At 58.4% G+C, this 18660-nt stretch carries 16 protein-coding genes; 13 read left to right on the top strand and 3 right to left on the bottom strand.

The features are described from left to right. Window positions 1-16: 16 nt before the first annotated feature. The 13 genes from amiB to NR795_RS14545 all read left to right on the top strand — a co-directional run bounded on the left by amiB (window position 17) and on the right by NR795_RS14545 (window position 15707). Window positions 17-1351, top strand: coding sequence for an N-acetylmuramoyl-L-alanine amidase AmiB (amiB, locus tag NR795_RS14605; protein WP_144816574.1), 1335 nt, complete (start codon window positions 17-19; stop codon window positions 1349-1351). Window positions 1352-1360: 9 nt separating this feature from the next. Beyond that, window positions 1361-3244 (top strand): DNA mismatch repair endonuclease MutL, encoded by a 1884-nt coding sequence (gene mutL, locus NR795_RS14600; RefSeq protein ID WP_257758593.1) that lies wholly within the window; start codon window positions 1361-1363, stop codon window positions 3242-3244. Next, window positions 3237-4199 carry a tRNA (adenosine(37)-N6)-dimethylallyltransferase MiaA gene (gene miaA / locus NR795_RS14595; RefSeq protein WP_257758592.1) on the top strand — a complete coding sequence of 321 codons (963 nt, stop codon included), beginning with the start codon at window positions 3237-3239 and terminating at the stop codon, window positions 4197-4199. Before mutL ends, miaA begins: the two co-directional genes overlap by 8 nt. A gap of 96 nt (window positions 4200-4295) precedes the next feature. After that, a complete protein-coding gene (hfq, locus tag NR795_RS14590) occupies window positions 4296-4604 on the top strand; it encodes an RNA chaperone Hfq (RefSeq protein WP_042388550.1) in 309 nt (102 codons plus the stop codon). 67 nt (window positions 4605-4671) lie between these two features. Further along, a complete protein-coding gene (gene hflX, locus NR795_RS14585) occupies window positions 4672-5952 on the top strand; it encodes a ribosome rescue GTPase HflX (RefSeq protein WP_144816571.1) in 1281 nt (426 codons plus the stop codon). A gap of 66 nt (window positions 5953-6018) precedes the next feature. Further along, on the top strand, window positions 6019-7278 hold the full coding sequence (gene hflK, locus NR795_RS14580) for an FtsH protease activity modulator HflK (RefSeq protein WP_144816570.1): 1260 nt from the start codon (window positions 6019-6021) through the stop codon (window positions 7276-7278). A 2-nt stretch (window positions 7279-7280) separates the two neighbouring features. Then, window positions 7281-8285: a protease modulator HflC gene (gene hflC, locus NR795_RS14575; RefSeq protein ID WP_144816569.1), complete on the top strand. Its 1005-nt coding sequence runs from the start codon at window positions 7281-7283 to the stop codon at window positions 8283-8285. 75 nt (window positions 8286-8360) lie between these two features. After that, window positions 8361-8558 (top strand): DUF2065 family protein, encoded by a 198-nt coding sequence (locus NR795_RS14570; protein WP_144816568.1) that lies wholly within the window; start codon window positions 8361-8363, stop codon window positions 8556-8558. 102 nt (window positions 8559-8660) lie between these two features. Continuing rightward, window positions 8661-9959, top strand: coding sequence for an adenylosuccinate synthase (locus NR795_RS14565; protein ID WP_144816567.1), 1299 nt, complete (start codon window positions 8661-8663; stop codon window positions 9957-9959). Between the two features lie 164 nt (window positions 9960-10123). Continuing rightward, window positions 10124-10549: a nitric oxide-sensing transcriptional repressor NsrR gene (gene nsrR, locus NR795_RS14560; RefSeq protein WP_144816848.1), complete on the top strand. Its 426-nt coding sequence runs from the start codon at window positions 10124-10126 to the stop codon at window positions 10547-10549. 38 nt (window positions 10550-10587) lie between these two features. Then, window positions 10588-13056 (top strand): ribonuclease R, encoded by a 2469-nt coding sequence (gene rnr, locus NR795_RS14555; protein WP_144816564.1) that lies wholly within the window; start codon window positions 10588-10590, stop codon window positions 13054-13056. Between the two features lie 181 nt (window positions 13057-13237). After that, window positions 13238-13960: a 23S rRNA (guanosine(2251)-2'-O)-methyltransferase RlmB gene (gene rlmB / locus NR795_RS14550; protein ID WP_172462275.1), complete on the top strand. Its 723-nt coding sequence runs from the start codon at window positions 13238-13240 to the stop codon at window positions 13958-13960. 112 nt (window positions 13961-14072) lie between these two features. After that, window positions 14073-15707 carry an isovaleryl-CoA dehydrogenase gene (locus tag NR795_RS14545; protein WP_257758591.1) on the top strand — a complete coding sequence of 545 codons (1635 nt, stop codon included), beginning with the start codon at window positions 14073-14075 and terminating at the stop codon, window positions 15705-15707. On the opposite strand, the gene NR795_RS14540 is transcribed toward NR795_RS14545, so the two are convergent. The 3 genes from NR795_RS14540 to bsmA all read right to left on the bottom strand — a co-directional run bounded on the left by NR795_RS14540 (window position 15704) and on the right by bsmA (window position 18501). After that, window positions 15704-17629 carry a methyl-accepting chemotaxis protein gene (locus tag NR795_RS14540; RefSeq protein ID WP_144816560.1) on the bottom strand — a complete coding sequence of 642 codons (1926 nt, stop codon included), beginning with the start codon at window positions 17627-17629 and terminating at the stop codon, window positions 15704-15706. The genes NR795_RS14545 and NR795_RS14540 overlap by 4 nt on opposite strands. A gap of 187 nt (window positions 17630-17816) precedes the next feature. Continuing rightward, window positions 17817-18092, bottom strand: coding sequence for a DUF1471 family protease activator YjfN (gene yjfN, locus NR795_RS14535; protein WP_042388511.1), 276 nt, complete (start codon window positions 18090-18092; stop codon window positions 17817-17819). Window positions 18093-18198: 106 nt separating this feature from the next. Further along, window positions 18199-18501: a biofilm peroxide resistance protein BsmA gene (bsmA, locus tag NR795_RS14530; protein ID WP_144816558.1), complete on the bottom strand. Its 303-nt coding sequence runs from the start codon at window positions 18499-18501 to the stop codon at window positions 18199-18201. Window positions 18502-18660: the final 159 nt, after the last annotated feature.

Below are 18660 nucleotides of genomic sequence, written 5' to 3'. Positions count from 1 at the left end.
ATTACAGGATGACGGGATGATCAGTCGCGTAAAATGCTGGGCCCTGGCTGCGCTGGTCGCGCTAAGCGCGCAGGCCACCGCCGCAAGTCTGTCGGATATTCAGGTCTCCAATGGTGATGACCAGGCCCGTATCACGCTGAGTTTTATGGGCGATCCGGAGTACGCGTTTTCCCAGGAGGGCAAACGCAGCGTGGCGCTGGATATCAAACAGACCGGCGTCATTCAGGGCCTGCCGCTGCAGTTCAGCGGCAACAATCTGGTAAAAAGCATTCGTTCCGGGACGCCGAAAGATAACCAGTCGCTGCGGCTGGTGGTCGATCTCACCGAAAATGGCAAAGCCCGGGCGGTAAAACAGCAGAACGGCGCGAACTATAAGGTGGTGTTCACCATTGATGCCGACGCGCCGCCTCCGCCACCGCCGCCGCCGCCAGTTGTAGCGAAACGCGTCGAGACGCCGGCAGTTGCACCCCGGCCAGCGGAGCCTGCCCGTAACCCGTTTAAAAATGAAAATGACCGGGTGACCAGCGTCACCAGCAGCAATACCGTGACGCGTCCAGCCATGCGCGCCAGCTCTGCTTCCGGTGATAAGGTGATCATCGCCATTGATGCCGGACACGGCGGCCAGGATCCTGGCGCTATCGGCCCAGGCGGCACGCGTGAGAAAAATATCACTCTCTCCGTGGCGCGCAAGCTGCGTACGCTGCTGAACAACGATCCGATGTTTAAGGGCGTGCTGACCCGCGACGGGGACTACTTTATCTCGGTAATGGGACGCTCAGACGTGGCGCGGAAACAAAACGCCAATTTCCTCGTCTCTATTCATGCCGACGCCGCGCCAAACCGTGACGCCACCGGTGCCTCGGTGTGGGTGCTCTCTAACCGCCGCGCCAACAGCGAAATGGCGAGCTGGTTAGAGCAGCACGAGAAGCAGTCTGAGCTGCTGGGCGGGGCGGGTGACGTGCTGGCGAACAGCCAGTCCGATCCCTACCTAAGCCAGGCGGTTCTCGATTTGCAGTTCGGTCATTCCCAGCGCGTCGGGTATGATGTGGCAACCAATATGCTCAGCCAGCTGTCACGTATCGGGTCGCTGCACAAGCGCCGCCCAGAACACGCCAGCCTTGGCGTGCTGCGCTCGCCGGATATTCCGTCGGTGCTGGTGGAGACCGGCTTTATCAGCAACCGCAGCGAAGAACGCCTGCTGGACAGCGACGACTATCAGCAGCAGCTGGCGGAGGCTATTTACGCTGGGCTGCAAAGCTACTTCCAGGCGCATCCGATGCAGTCCGCGCCGCAGGGCGGTGCAGCACAGACCGCGAGCGCCGGATCGCCGGGGAGCGGCTTTTTTAACTAAGGAGATTTCATGCCGATTCAGGTCTTGCCGCCGCAGCTAGCGAACCAGATCGCCGCTGGCGAAGTGGTGGAGCGCCCTGCGTCGGTGGTGAAAGAGCTGGTTGAGAACAGCCTTGATGCGGGCGCAACCCGCATCGATATCGACATTGAGCGCGGCGGGGCGAAGCTGATCCGCATTCGGGATAACGGCAGCGGCATCGGTAAAGATGAGCTGGCGTTGGCCCTCGCACGTCATGCCACCAGCAAGATTGCGTCGTTGGACGATCTGGAGGCCATTGTCAGCCTGGGCTTTCGCGGCGAGGCGCTGGCCAGTATCAGCTCGGTATCCCGACTGACGCTGACTTCCCGCACCGCCGACCAGCCGGAGGCCTGGCAGGCCTATGCCGAAGGACGGGAGATGGCGGTCACGGTGAAGCCCGCCGCCCATCCCCCTGGCACGACGCTTGAAGTGCTCGATCTCTTCTATAACACCCCTGCGCGCCGCAAGTTTATGCGTACGGAAAAGACCGAATTCGGCCATATCGATGAGGTGATCCGCCGCATCGCGCTGGCGCGTTTCGACGTCACGATCACCCTGAACCACAACGGTAAGATGGTGCGCCAGTACCGCGCCGTGCCGCCAGGAGGGCAGCGCGAACGCCGCCTGGGGGCCATCTGCGGTCTTCCGTTTATGGAGCAGGCGCTGGCAATTGAGTGGCAGCATGGCGATTTAGCCATGCGCGGCTGGGTTGCCGATCCGAAAGCCACCACGGCGGCGCTGGCTGAGATCCAATACAGCTACGTCAACGGCCGCATGATGCGTGACCGGCTGATCAACCATGCTATCCGCCAGGCCTGTGAAGACAAGCTGGGGGCGGATCAGCAGCCCGCGTTTGTGCTCTACCTGGAGATCGATCCGCATCAGGTCGACGTTAACGTCCATCCTGCTAAGCACGAGGTGCGCTTCCACCAGTCACGGCTGGTGCATGACTTTATCTACCAGGGCGTCGCCAGCGTATTGCAGCAGCAGCTCGCTGCGCCGCTGGCGGACGAACCCGCACCGCGTCAGGTGCCGGAGAACCGTATCGCCGCTGGAAAAAACCAGTTTGCCCAGCCACCCGCCGCGCGTGAACCGGCTGCCCCACGCTACGCTGAGCCCGGCGCGCAGCCGCGCAGCCAGGGCGGCGGGTCGGGAAGTCAGGGCAGTGGATCGAGCAGCGCAGGTGGCGCAGGCTGGCCGAATGCCCAGCCGGGGTATCAAAAGCAGCAGGGGGCGCTCTACCGCAAGCTGTTAGAGACGCCGGACACGGCACCCGCGCCCGCCGCGCCGAAAACCGCAGCGCCGCTGCCTGCCTCACGTAGCCAGAGCTTTGGCCGCGTGCTGACCATCGTCAATGACGACTGTGCGCTGCTGGATCGCGAAGGCCAGCTCTGTGTTCTGTCGCTGACGGTGGCCGAACGCTGGCTTAAGCAGGCGCAGCTGCTACCGGTGGAGGGCACGCCGTGCAGCCAGCCGCTGTTGATCCCGGTGCGGCTCAAGGTGTCGGCTGAGGAGCGGGCCGTTTTAACGCGGGCGGCCACTATGCTGAGTGAAATGGGCATTGAGTTTCAGTCAGATGCGCATCATGTGACCATTCGCGCAGTGCCTTTACCCTTACGGCAACAAAATTTACAAAACTTGATTCCTGAACTGATAGGCTACCTGGCGCAGCAGACGACCTTCAGCGTGGCAGAGAGCGCCCAGTGGATTGCCCGCCGGCTAGGCAGCGAACGTCCCCAGTGGAATATCGCGCAGGCCGTGGCGCTGTTAACTGACGTTGAGCGGCTTTGCCCGCATCTGGTAAACGCGCCGCCGGGCGGTTTGTTACAATGTGTTGATATCACCCCGGCGATGAAAGCCCTGAAAGATGACTGACGTAAGTACTGATACCGCTAAGGCGAGCCTGCCTAAGGCAATTTTTTTAATGGGGCCAACCGCCTCCGGGAAAACGGCGCTGGCCATCGCGCTGCGTAAAGTTTTGCCAGTAGAGTTGATTAGCGTCGATTCTGCCCTTATTTATCAGGGGATGGATATTGGCACGGCAAAGCCAGACGCCCAGGAGCAGGCGGCCGCGCCCCATCGGTTACTGAATATTCTCGATCCGGCGCAGTCCTACTCCGCGGCTGATTTTCGCCGCGACGCGCTGGCCGAGATGGCAGAGATTACCGCCGCAGGTCGGATCCCCTTGTTGGTCGGGGGAACCATGCTCTACTTTAAGGCGCTGCTGGAGGGCTTATCACCCTTGCCTGCAGCGGATCCTGCAGTAAGAGCTAAAATTGAACAGATGGCGGCAGAGCAGGGGTGGGAAGCGCTGCACAAGCGGCTGGCAGAGATAGATCCGCTAGCGAGTGCACGAATTCATCCGAACGACCCGCAAAGGCTTTCCCGGGCACTGGAAGTTTTTTTCATTTCGGGTAAAACTTTAACGGAACTGACGCAAACGTCAGGAGAAGCTCTGCCGTATCAGGTGCATCAGTTCGCCATCGCCCCGGCGAGCCGTGAACTGCTCCATCAACGAATTGAGCAGCGTTTTCATCAGATGTTGGCTTCAGGTTTTGAAGCAGAAGTGCGGGCGCTTTTTGCTCGTGGAGATTTGCATACGGACATGCCTTCCGTTCGTTGTGTGGGATATCGCCAGATGTGGTCCTATCTTGAAGGCGAGATCTCATATGAGGAAATGGTTTATCGAGGTGTTTGCGCGACGAGACAGTTAGCGAAACGCCAGATAACCTGGCTTCGCGGTTGGGAGGGCGTTCACTGGCTCGACAGTGAAAAGCCGGAACAGGCGCGAAATGAAGTATTACAGGTTATTGGTGCTAACGCAGACTGAATGTGTACAATTACATCGGATCGTGCGCAAAATTTTACGCAGTTTTCAGGGCCTTCGGGTTCAAAGTACAAAACAAGCATATAAGGAAAAGATAGAATGGCTAAGGGGCAATCTTTACAAGACCCGTTTCTGAACGCGCTGCGTCGGGAACGCGTTCCGGTTTCTATTTATTTGGTGAATGGTATTAAGCTGCAAGGTCAAATTGAGTCTTTCGATCAGTTCGTGATCCTGTTGAAAAACACGGTCAGCCAGATGGTCTATAAGCACGCAATTTCTACTGTTGTCCCGTCGCGTCCGGTTTCTCATCACAGTAACAACACCGGTGGCGGCACCAGTAACTATCACCATAGCAGCAACGCGCAGGGTTCTTCTGCATCACAACAGGACAGCGAAGAGACCGAATAAGGTTTTTTGCTGTTTTCCATGTCGGGGAGCCAGGTGTTCCCCGCTGGTATTCTAAGAGGGTTTACGCTTGTTTGACCGTTATGATGCCGGTGAGCAGGCGGTGCTGGTACACATCTATTTTTCGCAAGACAAAGATATGGAAGATCTCCAGGAGTTTGAATCCCTGGTCTCTTCAGCTGGCGTCGACGCAATGCAGGTGATTACCGGTAGCCGTAAAGCACCGCACCCAAAATATTTTGTTGGTGAAGGTAAGGCAGTTGAAATAGCGGACGCCGTTAAAGCATCGGGTGCATCGGTTGTGCTCTTTGATCACGCCCTAACCCCAGCCCAGGAACGAAACCTGGAGAGGCTGTGCGAGTGTCGTGTTATCGACCGCACCGGTCTCATTTTAGACATTTTTGCGCAACGTGCACGTACCCATGAGGGGAAACTGCAGGTTGAACTGGCGCAGCTGCGCCATCTGGCGACGCGCCTCGTGCGCGGCTGGACCCACCTTGAGCGTCAGAAGGGCGGGATCGGTTTGCGTGGTCCGGGTGAAACCCAGCTCGAAACCGACCGTCGTTTACTGCGCAACCGTATTACTCTGATCCTCTCGCGCCTTGAGCGCGTTAGCAAACAGCGCGAGCAGGGGCGTCGGTCGCGCGCGAAAGCAGATATCCCCACGGTATCGCTGGTAGGCTATACCAACGCCGGTAAATCGACGCTGTTTAATCAGATCACCGAAGCGCAGGTCTACGCTGCGGACCAGCTGTTTGCCACGCTGGATCCGACCCTGCGCCGTATTGACGTTGCTGACGTTGGTGAGACCGTGCTGGCCGATACGGTAGGGTTTATTCGCCACCTGCCGCACGATCTGGTTGCTGCCTTTAAGGCGACACTGCAGGAGACGCGCCAGGCCACGTTGCTGCTGCACGTGATCGATGCCGCCGACCTCCGTCTGCAGGAAAATATTGATGCGGTGAATACCGTGCTCGAAGAGATTGATGCTCACGAGATCCCGACCCTGCTGGTAATGAACAAGATCGATATGCTGGATGAGTTCGAACCGCGTATCGACAGGGACGATGAAAACAGACCGATTCGGGTTTGGCTGTCAGCGCAAACCGGAGCGGGTGTACCACTGTTATTTCAGGCGCTAACCGAGCGTCTTTCCGGGGAGGTGGCTCAGCACACGCTGCATCTGCCTCCGCAGGAGGGGCGGTTAAGAAGCCGGTTTTATCAGCTTCAGGCGATAGAAAAAGAGTGGATGGAGGAGGACGGCAGTCTGGGTCTGCAAGTACGTATGCCGATCGTTGAGTGGCGTCGCCTCTGTAAACAAGAACCTGCATTGGTTGACTACGTAGTCTGACCTGGCGGCTTGCCTGAAGACATTTCCCCTCCAGGGGATAACGAATAACAAATATGGAGCACATACATGGCGTGGAACCAGCCCGGTAATAACGGACAAGACCGCGACCCGTGGGGAAGCAGCAATAATCAAGGCGGCAACTCTGGGGGAAATGGAAATAAAGGCGGTCGCGATCAGGGGCCTCCTGATTTAGATGATATCTTTCGCAAGCTGAGCAAGAAACTGGGCGGCTTTGGCGGCGGCAAAGGAACCGGCTCGGGCGGTGGTGGCGCTGCGCCAGGCCCGCGCAGCCGTATGGGTGGACGCATCGTGACTATCGTTGCGGTTGCGCTCGTCATCTTCTGGGCGGCCAGCGGTTTCTACACCATTAAAGAGGCGGAGCGCGGCGTCGTGACCCGTTTCGGCAAATTCAGCCATCTGGTGGAGCCAGGCCTGAACTGGAAACCGACCTTTATTGATAGCGTGACGGCGGTCAACGTGGAGTCGGTTCGTGAACTGGCGGCCTCCGGGGTGATGCTGACCTCCGACGAGAACGTAGTGCGCGTTGAGATGAACGTTCAGTACCGCGTGACCGATCCTGAGCGCTACCTGTTTAGCGTGACCAGCGCTGACGACAGCCTGCGTCAAGCCACCGACAGCGCCCTGCGCGGCGTGATCGGCAAATACACCATGGACCGTATCCTGACCGAAGGCCGTACCGTGATTCGTAGCGATACCCAGCGCGAGCTGGAAGAGACGATTCGCCCGTACAACATGGGTATCACCCTGCTGGACGTCAACTTCCAGGCCGCCCGTCCGCCGGAAGCCGTGCAGGCCGCGTTTGACGATGCCATTGCCGCCCGTGAGAACGAGCAGCAGTCTATTCGTGAAGCGGAAGCCTACGCCAACGAAGTTCAGCCGCGTGCTAACGGTCAGGCGCAGCGTATCCTTGAGGAGGCGCGTGCTTACCGGACCCAGACTATCCTGGAAGCGCAGGGTGAAGTAGCGCGCTTTGCCAAGCTCCTGCCGGAGTATAAAGCGGCCCCGGAAATTACCCGTGAGCGTCTCTATATCGAAAGTATGGAAAAAGTGCTGAGCCACACCCGCAAGGTGCTGGTTAACGATAAGAGCGGCAACCTGATGGTTCTGCCGTTAGATCAGATGCTGAAAGGCGGCGCGCCTGCGGCAAAAGGTGATACCAGCGGGGCGAATAACCTGCTGCGCCTGCCGCCTGCGTCAAACACCAGCAGCAGCACCAGTAACGCACCGTCTGCTGGCCAGGGTGACATCATGGACCAACGCCGTGCTAACGCACAGCGTAACGACTACCAGCGTCAGGGGGAATAACGATGCGTAAGTCTGTAATTGCGATAATTATCATCGTGCTGGTAGTGCTCTACACCTCAATCTTTGTCGTGAAAGAGGGCGAGCGCGGCATTACGCTGCGCTTCGGTAAAGTGCTGCGTGACGATGAAAACAAACCACTGGTCTTTACGCCAGGCCTGCACTTTAAGCTGCCGTTTATTGAGGCGGTTAAAACGCTGGACGCGCGTATCCAGACCATGGACAACCAGGCCGATCGCTTTGTGACCAAAGAGAAGAAAGACCTGATCGTTGACTCCTATATCAAATGGCGCATCAGCGACTTCAGCCGCTACTATCTGGCAACCGGTGGCGGTGACGTCTCCCAGGCCGAAGTGCTGCTGAAACGTAAGTTCTCTGACCGTCTGCGTTCTGAAATCGGCCGTCTCGACGTAAAAGATATCGTGACCGACTCCCGCGGTCGTCTGACCCTGGAAGTTCGCGATGCGCTGAACTCGGGCTCTGCCGGTACGGAAGATGAAGTGGCTACACCAGCCGCTGATGATGAAATTGCCAAAGCGGCCAAGCGCATCACGGCGGAGACCAACGGCAAGGTGCCGGTTGTGAACCCGAACAGTATGGCTGCGCTGGGTATCGAAGTGGTGGATGTGCGGATCAAGCAGATCAACCTGCCGAGCGAAGTCTCTGAGGCGATTTATAACCGTATGCGCGCCGAGCGTGAAGCGGTTGCCCGCCGTCACCGTTCACAAGGCCAGGAAGCGGCAGAGAAACTGCGCGCGACGTCTGACTACGAAGTCACCAAAACGCTGGCAGAAGCCGAGCGTGAAGGGCGTATTCAGCGTGGTGAAGGTGATGCGGAAGCGGCTAAGCTGTTCGCCGATGCATTCAGCCAGGATCCGGACTTCTACGCCTTTATCCGTAGCCTGCGCGCCTATGAGAACAGCTTCCAGAGCAATCAGGATGTGATGGTTCTCAGCCCGGACAGCGACTTCTTCCGCTACATGAAAACGCCTGACGCAGCGACACGCTAAGTCTGCCGTAGTCACTACTCTACTCAAACCACCGTCATCCTCAGGAGACGGTGGTTTTCTTTTGAAGGAAGCATAATGAACTCGACCATTTGGCTGGCGCTGGCATTAGTTTTGGTGCTGGAAGGGCTTGGCCCAATGCTCTATCCGCGCCTGTGGCGACGCATGATCGCCTCGCTGGCCCTGCTGCCGGATAACATTTTACGCCGTTTCGGTGGGGGATTAGTGGTTGCCGGGGTCGTGATCTACTATATGTTGAGGAAAACGATTGGCTAGAGAAATAGCACGCAGATTGGCCGAAATTTGCCGACAAAAAGTGCTGATTATCAGAAAAAGCGATGGTAGAATCCTTTTTTAAGCAAACGGTGATTTTGAAAAATGGGTAACAACGTCGTCGTACTGGGCACCCAATGGGGTGACGAAGGCAAAGGTAAGATCGTCGATCTCCTTACTGAACGTGCTAAATATGTGGTTCGCTATCAGGGCGGTCACAATGCAGGCCACACTCTCGTAATCAACGGTGAAAAAACCGTCCTCCATCTTATTCCATCAGGCATTCTGCGTGACAATGTGACCAGCATCATCGGTAACGGTGTGGTGCTCTCTCCTGCTGCGCTGATGAAAGAGATGAAAGGCCTGGAAGAGCGTGGTATTCCGGTACGCGAACGTCTGCTGCTCTCTGAAGCTTGCCCGCTGATCCTCGACTATCACGTGGCGCTGGACGTGGCGCGTGAAAAAGCGCGCGGTGCGAAAGCGATCGGTACTACCGGTCGTGGTATCGGCCCGGCTTACGAAGATAAAGTGGCTCGTCGCGGCCTGCGCGTTGGCGATCTGTTCGACAAAGAGACCTTTGCTACCAAGCTGAAAGAGGTGATGGAATATCACAACTTCCAACTGGTGAACTTCTATAAAGCCGACGCCGTTGACTACCAGAAAGTGCTGGACGATGTGATGGCGATTGCCGACATCCTGACCGGCATGGTAGTGGACGTTTCCGATCTGCTGGACCAGGCGCGCAAGCGTGGCGATTTCGTCATGTTCGAAGGTGCGCAAGGTACGCTGCTGGATATCGACCACGGTACCTATCCGTACGTGACCTCCTCCAACACCACCGCCGGTGGCGTGGCGACCGGCTCCGGCCTAGGTCCGCGCTACGTGGACTACGTGCTGGGGATCATCAAAGCCTACTCTACCCGTGTAGGCGCGGGTCCGTTCCCAACCGAGCTGTTTGACGACATCGGCGAGTTCCTCTGCAAACAGGGTAACGAGTTTGGCGCGACTACCGGTCGTCGTCGTCGTACCGGCTGGCTGGATATCGTTGCGATTCGTCGTGCAGTGCAGATCAACTCTCTGTCCGGCTTCTGCCTGACCAAGCTGGACGTGCTGGACGGCCTGAAAGAGGTGAAAATCTGCGTGGCTTACCGTCTGCCGGACGGCCGCGAAGTCACCACCACGCCGCTGGCCGCTGACGACTGGGAAGGTATCGAGCCGATCTACGAAACCATGCCAGGCTGGTCTGAAACGACCTTCGGCGTGAAAGAGCGCAGCGGCCTGCCGCAGGCGGCGCTGGACTACATCAAGCGCATCGAAGAGCTGACCGAAGTGCCGATTGATATTATCTCTACCGGCCCTGACCGCACCGAAACCATGATCCTGCGCGATCCGTTTGACGCGTAATGTGATGTGACTTTGCCCGGCGGCACTCTGCTTGCCGGGCCTACTTGCCCGCTTTTCACTTCTTCTATTCAAATAAATTAGCTGCTTACTCTCTGGCTGGTTTATCATCAATAATGTTAATACCAACTGGTATCCCGCGTTTTTCCCTTTATCCTGAGGTTGATGTGCAGTTAACGAGTTTCACCGATTACGGATTGCGTGCCCTGATCTATATGGCATCGCTACCGGAAGGGCGAATGACCAATATTTCTGAAGTGACGACGGTGTACGGGGTTTCCCGCAACCACATGGTCAAAATAATCAACCAGCTAAGCCGGGCGGGCTACGTCGCGGCTGTTCGAGGGAAAAACGGCGGCATTCGCCTGGGCAAGCCTGCTAATACCATCCGCATCGGTGACGTCGTGCGTGAGCTGGAACCGCTCACGCTGGTGAACTGCAGCAGCGCATTTTGCCATATTACCCCTGCCTGCCGTTTGAAGCAGGCACTCTCTAAGGCCGTGAACAGTTTTCTGATGGAACTTGATCACTACACGCTGGCCGATTTGGTTGAAGAGAATCAACCGCTGTATAAATTATTAATGGTGGAGTAAGAGAACGCTCTGCCAGAGCTGACAACGGAGGAACCGCTATGTCACATGATCCTTTCCAGGAGCGCGAAGCTGAGAAGTACGCGAACCCTATTCCTAGCCGCGAGTTCATTCTCGATCACTTATCAAAACGCGAAAAACCGGCTAACCGCGAAGAACTGGCGCAGGAACTGAATATTGAAGGCGAGGAGCAGTTGGAAGGGCTGCGCCGTCGCCTGCGTGCCATGGAGCGTGACGGGCAGCTGGTCTTTACCCGCCGCCAGTGTTACGCCCTGCCGGAACGCCTTGACCTGCTCAAGGGGATAGTTATTGGCCACCGCGACGGCTACGGCTTCCTGCGCGTTGAAGGCCGCAAAGATGACCTCTATCTCTCTAGCGAGCAGATGAAAACCTGCATTCACGGCGACCAGGTGCTGGCCCAGCCCCTTGGCGCAGATCGTAAAGGCCGTCGTGAAGCGCGCATCGTGCGCGTGCTGGTGCCGAAAACCGGCCAGATCGTGGGTCGCTACTTTACCGACGCAGGCGTAGGCTTTGTGGTGCCGGACGACAGCCGCATGAGCTTCGACATCCTTATCCCGCCGGAAGAGATTATGGGCGCGCGGATGGGCTTCGTGGTGGTGGTTGAACTCACCCAGCGCCCAACGCGACGCACCAAAGCTATCGGTAAGATCGTTGAGGTCCTCGGCGAAAATATGGGTACCAGCATGGCGGTGGATATGGCCCTGCGCACCCATGAGATCCCCTACATCTGGCCGCCTGCCGTTGAGCAAGAGGTGAGTAGCCTGAAAGAGGAGGTCCCTGAAGAGGCGAAAGCCGGACGGGTCGATCTGCGTAACCTGCCTCTGGTCACTATCGACGGCGAAGACGCCCGTGACTTTGACGATGCGGTCTACTGCGAGAAAAAACGCGGCGGCGGCTGGCGCCTGTGGGTAGCCATTGCTGACGTAAGCTACTACGTGCGTCCGGGCACCGCCCTGGATGACGAAGCACGCAGCCGCGGCACCTCGGTCTACTTCCCGTCGCAGGTAGTCCCGATGCTGCCGGAAGTGCTCTCCAACGGCCTCTGCTCCCTCAATCCGCAGGTGGACCGTCTCTGTATGGTCTGCGAAATGACCATCTCCACCAAGGGACGCCTGACCGGCTACAAATTCTACGAAGCGGTGATGAGCTCCCACGCGCGCCTGACCTATACCAAGGTATGGCATATGCTGGAGGGCGATCAGGAGCTGCGCGAGCAGTACGCGCCGCTGGTGAAACACATTGAAGAGCTGCATACCCTCTATAAAACGCTGAACCAGGCGCGGGAAGAGCGCGGCGGCATCTCCTTTGAGAGCGAAGAGGCGAAGTTCATCTTCAACGCCGAGCGCCGCATTGAGCGCATCGAGCTGACCGAGCGTAACGACGCCCATAAGCTGATTGAAGAGTGCATGATACTCGCCAACATCTCCGCCGCCCGTTTTGTTGAGAAAGCGAAAGAGCCGGCGCTGTTCCGTATTCACGACCGCCCAACCACCGAAGCCATTACCTCGTTCCGCTCGGTATTGGCCGAACTGGGTCTGGAGTTGCCGGGCGGCAATAAGCCGGAGCCGGGGGACTACGCCGCGCTGCTGGAGTCCATTGCCGATCGCCCTGACCATGAGATGCTCCAGACCATGCTGCTGCGCTCCATGAAGCAGGCGATCTACGATCCGGAAAACCGGGGCCACTTTGGTCTTGCGCTGCAATCCTATGCCCACTTTACCTCGCCGATCCGCCGTTATCCGGACCTCTCCCTGCACCGCGCCATTAAGTACCTGGTCGCCAAAGAGCAGGGGCTTGAGGGTAACAGCACCCCGTCGGGCGGCTGGCACTATCCGATGGAAGCGGTGTTGCAGCTGGGTCAGCACTGTTCGATGGCTGAACGCCGCGCCGACGAAGCGACCCGCGACGTTGCCGACTGGCTGAAGTGCGACTTCATGCAGGATCACGTGGGTAGCAACTTCCAGGGTGTGATTGCCAGCGTCACCGGCTTCGGTTTCTTCGTACGCCTTAACGAGCTGTTTATCGACGGCCTGGTTCACGTCTCCTCGCTGGATAACGACTACTACCGTTTCGACCAGGTGGGTCAGCGCCTGATTGGCGAATCCAGCGGCCAGACCTACCGGCTGGGCGATCGCGTTGAAGTGCGCGTCGAAGCGGTAAACATGGACGATCGCAAGATCGACTTTACGCTGATCTCCAGCGAGCGTGCTCCGCGCAACGTCGGCAAAACCGAACGCGAACGTGCTAAAAAAGGCGCGCCGGGTAAACCCAGCGGCCGTCGTCGCCAGGTCGGTAAAAAAGGTAACTTTGAGCCGGACAGCGAGTTCCGCCGCGAGAAAGGCAAGGGTAAAGGAAAAAACACCGACGGCACCCAGCCGAAGGTGAAGAAAGAGAAAGCGCCTGCGGCAAAAGCGCCTTCTGCGAAAACGCAAAAAATTGCCGCCGCGACGAAAGCAAAGCGCGCGGCAAAAAAGAAAACCGCTGAGTAACCTTATTCATCCCCTTTCTTCGTAAAGGGGATTTTTTTATTGTGCTTAACCAGCATCCGGGTAGGCTTTCAGCGGCGTACGGGCGTGAACGCGTAACGGGGAGGGACGCTGGGGGGCCTCGTGGGGTATAATGAGGCGGAAAGACCCTTTTAACCTCGATCGAGTACCCTTCATGAGTGAAATGATTTATGGCATCCACGCGGTGCAGGCACTGCTGGAACGCGCCCCTGAGCGCTTTCAGGACGTTTATATTCTGAAAGGACGTGAAGATAAACGTCTGATGTCGCTGATCCATGCTCTGGAAGCCCAGGGCGTGACTATCCAGGTGGCGAGCCGCCAGTTTATGGATGAAAAAAGCGAAGGCGCGGTGCACCAGGGGATCATTGCACGGGTGAAACCGGGACGTCAGTATCAGGAGAACGATCTGCCGGATCTGATCGCCAGCCTCGATCGCCCCTTCTTCCTGATCCTCGACGGCGTGACCGATCCGCATAACCTCGGGGCCTGCCTGCGCAGCGCCGACGCCGCTGGCGTCCATGCGGTTATCGTCCCGAAAGATCGCTCGGCCCAGCTGAACGCCACGGCGAAAAAGGTGGCCAGCGGCGCGGCAGAGAACGTGCCGCTGATCCGCGTGACCAACCTGGCGCGCACTATGCGTCTGCTGCAGGAAGAGAACATCTGGATCGTCGGCACCGCGGGCGAAGCGGATCATACCCTGTTCCAGAGCAAAATGACCGGCCCGATGGCGCTGGTGATGGGTGCAGAGGGCGAAGGCATGCGTCGCCTGACCCGCGAGCACTGCGATGAGCTGATCAGCATCCCGATGGCGGGCAGCGTCTCCTCCCTGAACGTCTCCGTTGCAACCGGCATCTGCCTGTTTGAAGCCGTCCGCCAGCGCGGCTAAGCTTCAGCGTTAACCTAACCACCCTGCGGGGTGGTTTTTTGTGACCCCTGCTGCGGTCGTAAAATTCTCCCTGTGCATACTTAGGGCACTGCCATTGAACAGGGGAGAGAGTATGCGCTGGCAAACCCATACCGTTTTCAATCAACCTATTCCGCTCAACAACAGCAACCTTTTTCTCTCTGATGCCGCGCTTCGCGACGCCGTTGCCCGTGAGGGCGCTGGCTGGGACGCTGAGCTGCTGGCCAGCATTGGACAACAGCTTGGCACGGCAGAGTCGCTGGAGTTAGGCCGGCTGGCGAACGCTAATCCGCCGGAGCTGCTGCGCTACGATCCCACCGGTGAGCGCCTCGACGACGTGCGCTTTCACCCGGCGTGGCATCTGCTGATGCAGGGGCTGTGCGCTAACCGCGTTCACAACCTCGCCTGGGAAGAGGAGGCCCGCGCCGGAGCCTTTGTTGCCCGGGCGGCGCGCTTTGTCCTCCACGCCCAGGTAGAGGCGGGCACCCTCTGCCCAGTCACCATGACCTTTGCCGCCACGCCGCTGCTCCAGCAGTGGCTACCCGCAACGTTTCAGGAGTGGTGCAAACCGCTGCTCAGCGATCGCTATGACGCCCATCTGGCCCCCGGCGGGCAGAAGCGCGGGGTGTTGATCGGCATGGGGATGACGGAGAAGCAGGGCGGCTCGGACGTGCTCAGCAACACCACCCGGGCAGAGCCGCTGGAACGCAAAGGCAGCGGCGAGGCCTACCGGCTGGTAGGACATAAGTGGTTTTTCTCCGTACCGCAGAGCGATGCTCACCTGGTGCTGGCCCAGGCGAAGGGCGGACTCTCCTGCTTCTTTGTGCCGCGCTTTCTGCCCGATGGCACGCGCAACGCCCTGCGCCTTGAGCGCCTGAAAGATAAGCTCGGCAACCGCTCCAACGCCAGCAGCGAGGCGGAGTTTTTAGACGCCACCGGCTGGCTGCTGGGAGAGGAGGGAGATGGCGTCCGGCAGATCCTCAGGATGGGTGGCCTGACACGCCTCGACTGCGCCCTGGGCAGCCACGGCCTGATGCGCCGGGCCTTCTCCGTTGCGCTCTACCATGCCCATCAGCGGCAGGCGTTTGGTAAGCACCTGGTCGATCAGCCCCTGATGCGCGACGTGCTCTCCCGCATGGCGCTGCAGCTGGAGGGGCAGACGGCGTTTCTTTTCCGTCTGGCGCGGGCCTGGGAGAGCCGGAAGAGCGTGCAGGAGACGCTGTGGGCGCGGCTGTTTACCCCGGTGGCGAAGTATGCAGTGTGCAAGGCGGGGATCCCTTTTGTTGCCGAAGCGATGGAGGTACTCGGCGGCACGGGCTACTGTGAGGATAACGAGCTGCCGCGCCTCTACCGGGAGATGCCGGTTAACAGCATCTGGGAGGGATCGGGCAATATCATGTGTCTGGACGTGATGCGGGTGCTCGGCAAGCAGCCCGGCGTGATGGATCTATTGAGCGGCTCCTTTGGCGAGGTAAAGGGTCAGGATCGCCACTTCGATCGCGCCTGGCGACGGCTGCAGCAGCGGCTACATCGACCGCAGGAGGCGCAGGCCCGGGAGATTACCCAGCAGCTCTACCTGCTGGCCGCCGGGGCGCAGATGCTGCGCTACGCCTCACCGCCTGTCGCCCAGGCATGGTGCCAAACCATGCTGGATACCCGCGGTGGCGCGCTGCTTAGCGCTCAGGTGCAGAACGACCTGCTGCTGCGCGCCACGGGCGGGGTAGGTTAGAGGCGGAACAGGCTCACCAGCTGCTTCAGATGCGCGCCTTTTTCCCGTAGGGTCTGGGCCGTCTCTTCGCTGCGGGATACGCGTTCGGCGTTGACGTGGGTCGCATCGCCAATGTGGGTCATCGCCAGGTTCACCTGGTTAATCCCTGCCGACTGCTCGCGGGAGGCGTGGTTAATCTCCGTCACCAACTGGTTGATATTGTCCATGTGGTCGATGATCGACGTCATGGCCTGACGCGTCTGCTCAGAGAGCGTGTGCCCTTCGGTGACCTTTTGCAGGGTATCATCGATCAGCGTCTCGATCTCTTTTACGGCGTTGGCGCTGCGGGCCGCAAGGGCGCGAACCTCCTGAGCCACCACGGCAAAGCCTTTTCCGTGCTCACCGGCGCGTGCGGCCTCAACCGCGGCGTTAAGGGCGAGAATGTTAGTCTGGAAGGCAATGGACTCAATCACCTGAGTGATATCCGCAATACGCTGGGAGGCGCTGCGGATATCGCTCATGGTCGCTACCGCGCGTCCTACCGTCTGCCCGCCGCTCTGCACCGCCTGAGAGGTTTCGTTCACCAGATGCTGCGTCTGCTCCATGCTGGCTGCGTTTTGCTGTACGGTGGCGGCAAGCTGCTCCATGCTGGCAGAGGTCTCCTCCACGCTGCTCGCCTGCTTGTTGATTTGATCGCTGATTTCGCTGCTGTCCGCCGCCAGCGCATTGGTAGCAAAGTGAATATCGCCTGCTGCCTCGCGGACCTGCTGCACCATGTTTTGCAGGCCATTACCGATGCCGTTGATAGCGTGGATCAGCTGGCCCACTTCATCCTGACGCGTTGAGGTGAGGGAGGCACGCAGATCCCCGGAGGCGTAAGTCTGGGCAAGGGCCGTGACCTCACGCAGCGGGCGAGTCAGCCAGCGGCGGGTGATGATGACAAACAGCACGGCAAAGAGCAGAGAAACCAGCGCGCCGGCAATCAAAAATTGGTTGCGCAGACGCGTCACATCCTGCAGCAGTACGGCCTTATCGACTTCGCCAACAATTGTCCAGTTCCAGCCCGGCAGGGCACTCCAGGAGACCAGCATGGTGCGCCCATCCTGAGTTTTACGCTCCAGCGTACCGGAGGCCAGGGTCAACAGCTGCTGCTCAGCGTCCTCGCCCCACTGCGGACGCTGCCCCTCTTCGCGGGCGTGGAACAGCCAGGTGCCATAGTTTTTACCGGCGCTGCGGTTCAGAACGAAGAAATGCCCGCTCTCGCCCAGTCGACGCTGCAGGATCTTGTCACGCATGATGTCCCAGGAGCGGGTGATATCTACGCCAACGAACAGGATAGCAATGGTTTTACCGCTGGCGTCCTTCATCGGTTGATACTGGGTGATGTAGCGCTTGCCAAACAGCAGCGCGAGGCCGCGATAGATATCACCGCGCAGGACGGGAGCCAGTGCCGGGCTGGCGCTGTCGAGCTGCGTACCGATAGCACGCTCGCCGTTCTCTTTACGCAGTGAGGTCGCCACGCGCACAAAGCTATCGCCGTTGCGCACGAACAGGGTCGCAATCGAGCCGGTGCGCTGGAAGAAGTCGTCCGGTATCGCGTTATTTTCGTGCAGCTCCGTCTCGCCGCCCTTCAGTAAGGGAACGGTGAGGCCGTTAATGGTGCGGGTTTGCGTTGTATCGAGAGAGACCGGCCGGGGGATAAAGGTGCTGAACTGGCGGGTGTAGCGTTCGACCTCATCGCTGAGGCTGCTGCTAAACATTTCGACCATATCGGCCACGCCGGTAGCCTGGCTATGCAGATCTTCAGTAGCCAGCGCTTCAAGCTGCTGGCTTGCCTTGTGGCTCATCAGAGAGGTAAACAGCAGAAAAAGTGCTGCGACGCTGACGCCCGTCAGCAACGAAAGCTTTGTGCCTAAACCAGCACGTCGAATAAGAGCGTTCATAGGATGTCCGTTGCCCGAGAAGTGTGGCTCGTTCAACGGCAGTTAGGCGCTAACATTTAGCAGATCTGTGTAACAAAATGTTACGTAAATGTATTGGCACACTCACAATATGGTAATTAAAAAGCAACAAAATGAGTAGCCACCGTTTTTAGGGGGCCAGCTTACAATGTGATCAAACCGAACGGGCTTAGGCGTAGAGGATCGCCTGTGCCTGCCAGCTATTGGCACTCTGCACCTCATCCATTTTGATGATGCGGTACCAGGACGCGCCCTGTTCGTCGGCTTTCAGGGCAATGGCACGCTCAACATCCTGTACGCTGCCGGAGACGTTGCTCACGGAAATAAGGCCAATCTCATTCAGGCCAGTCACACAATCGGCGCTGGCAAACTCTGCAGACTGCGCGGTGGTGCTCACTAAACCGACGGAAAGCAGCAGCGACGTTAAAGCAAGAGATCGTTTCATAAATCCGCTCCTTTTACATGTTCCTGACCGACCCTGAATGATTGTAAGCGGGAAAAAGTCTACGGACGCAAAGCAGTGTAAATATCCTTTAAAAAACAATGAGCCATTACTGACGATACAAAATAGCCTGTCCATATCGCTGGCCGGGGACCACCGTTTCATCATCTAAGAGAATGACATAGTAGTCCGCCTTCATGGCCGCCGCTTTGGCTTTGATTTCCGACTCGACGTCCATCGGCGATCCACGCACCATCACGCTAATGGTCTCCATCTTTTGCAGACCCGCCGTCTGGTTGCGGCTAATCTCCTGCGGCTGGTCGCTCACTGGCGGGGCCGGATGCGGCGTATTTTGCAGCATGCTACAGCCGCTGAGGCTCAGCGCTAAAAAAAGTGGTGTAAACCGATGCATAGCTTTCCCTCATTTCCCGTTAGCCCTGTCCCGTTAGCGATAGTGTAGTGCTTCCTTTAATAACCTTATGGAGAATGTTCCCATTTTGTTAGCTCTCACGCTATTTTCCGCTGTAAATAATGCGAAAGCGTAATGTACTTCTCACTGTTTTCTTGTACG

Origin of the sequence: Pseudescherichia sp. L3, from assembly GCF_024656065.1 — a bacterium.
Classification (GTDB): Bacteria; Pseudomonadota; Gammaproteobacteria; order Enterobacterales; family Enterobacteriaceae; genus Pseudescherichia.
This window is presented reverse-complemented; position numbering and strand designations above follow the sequence as displayed.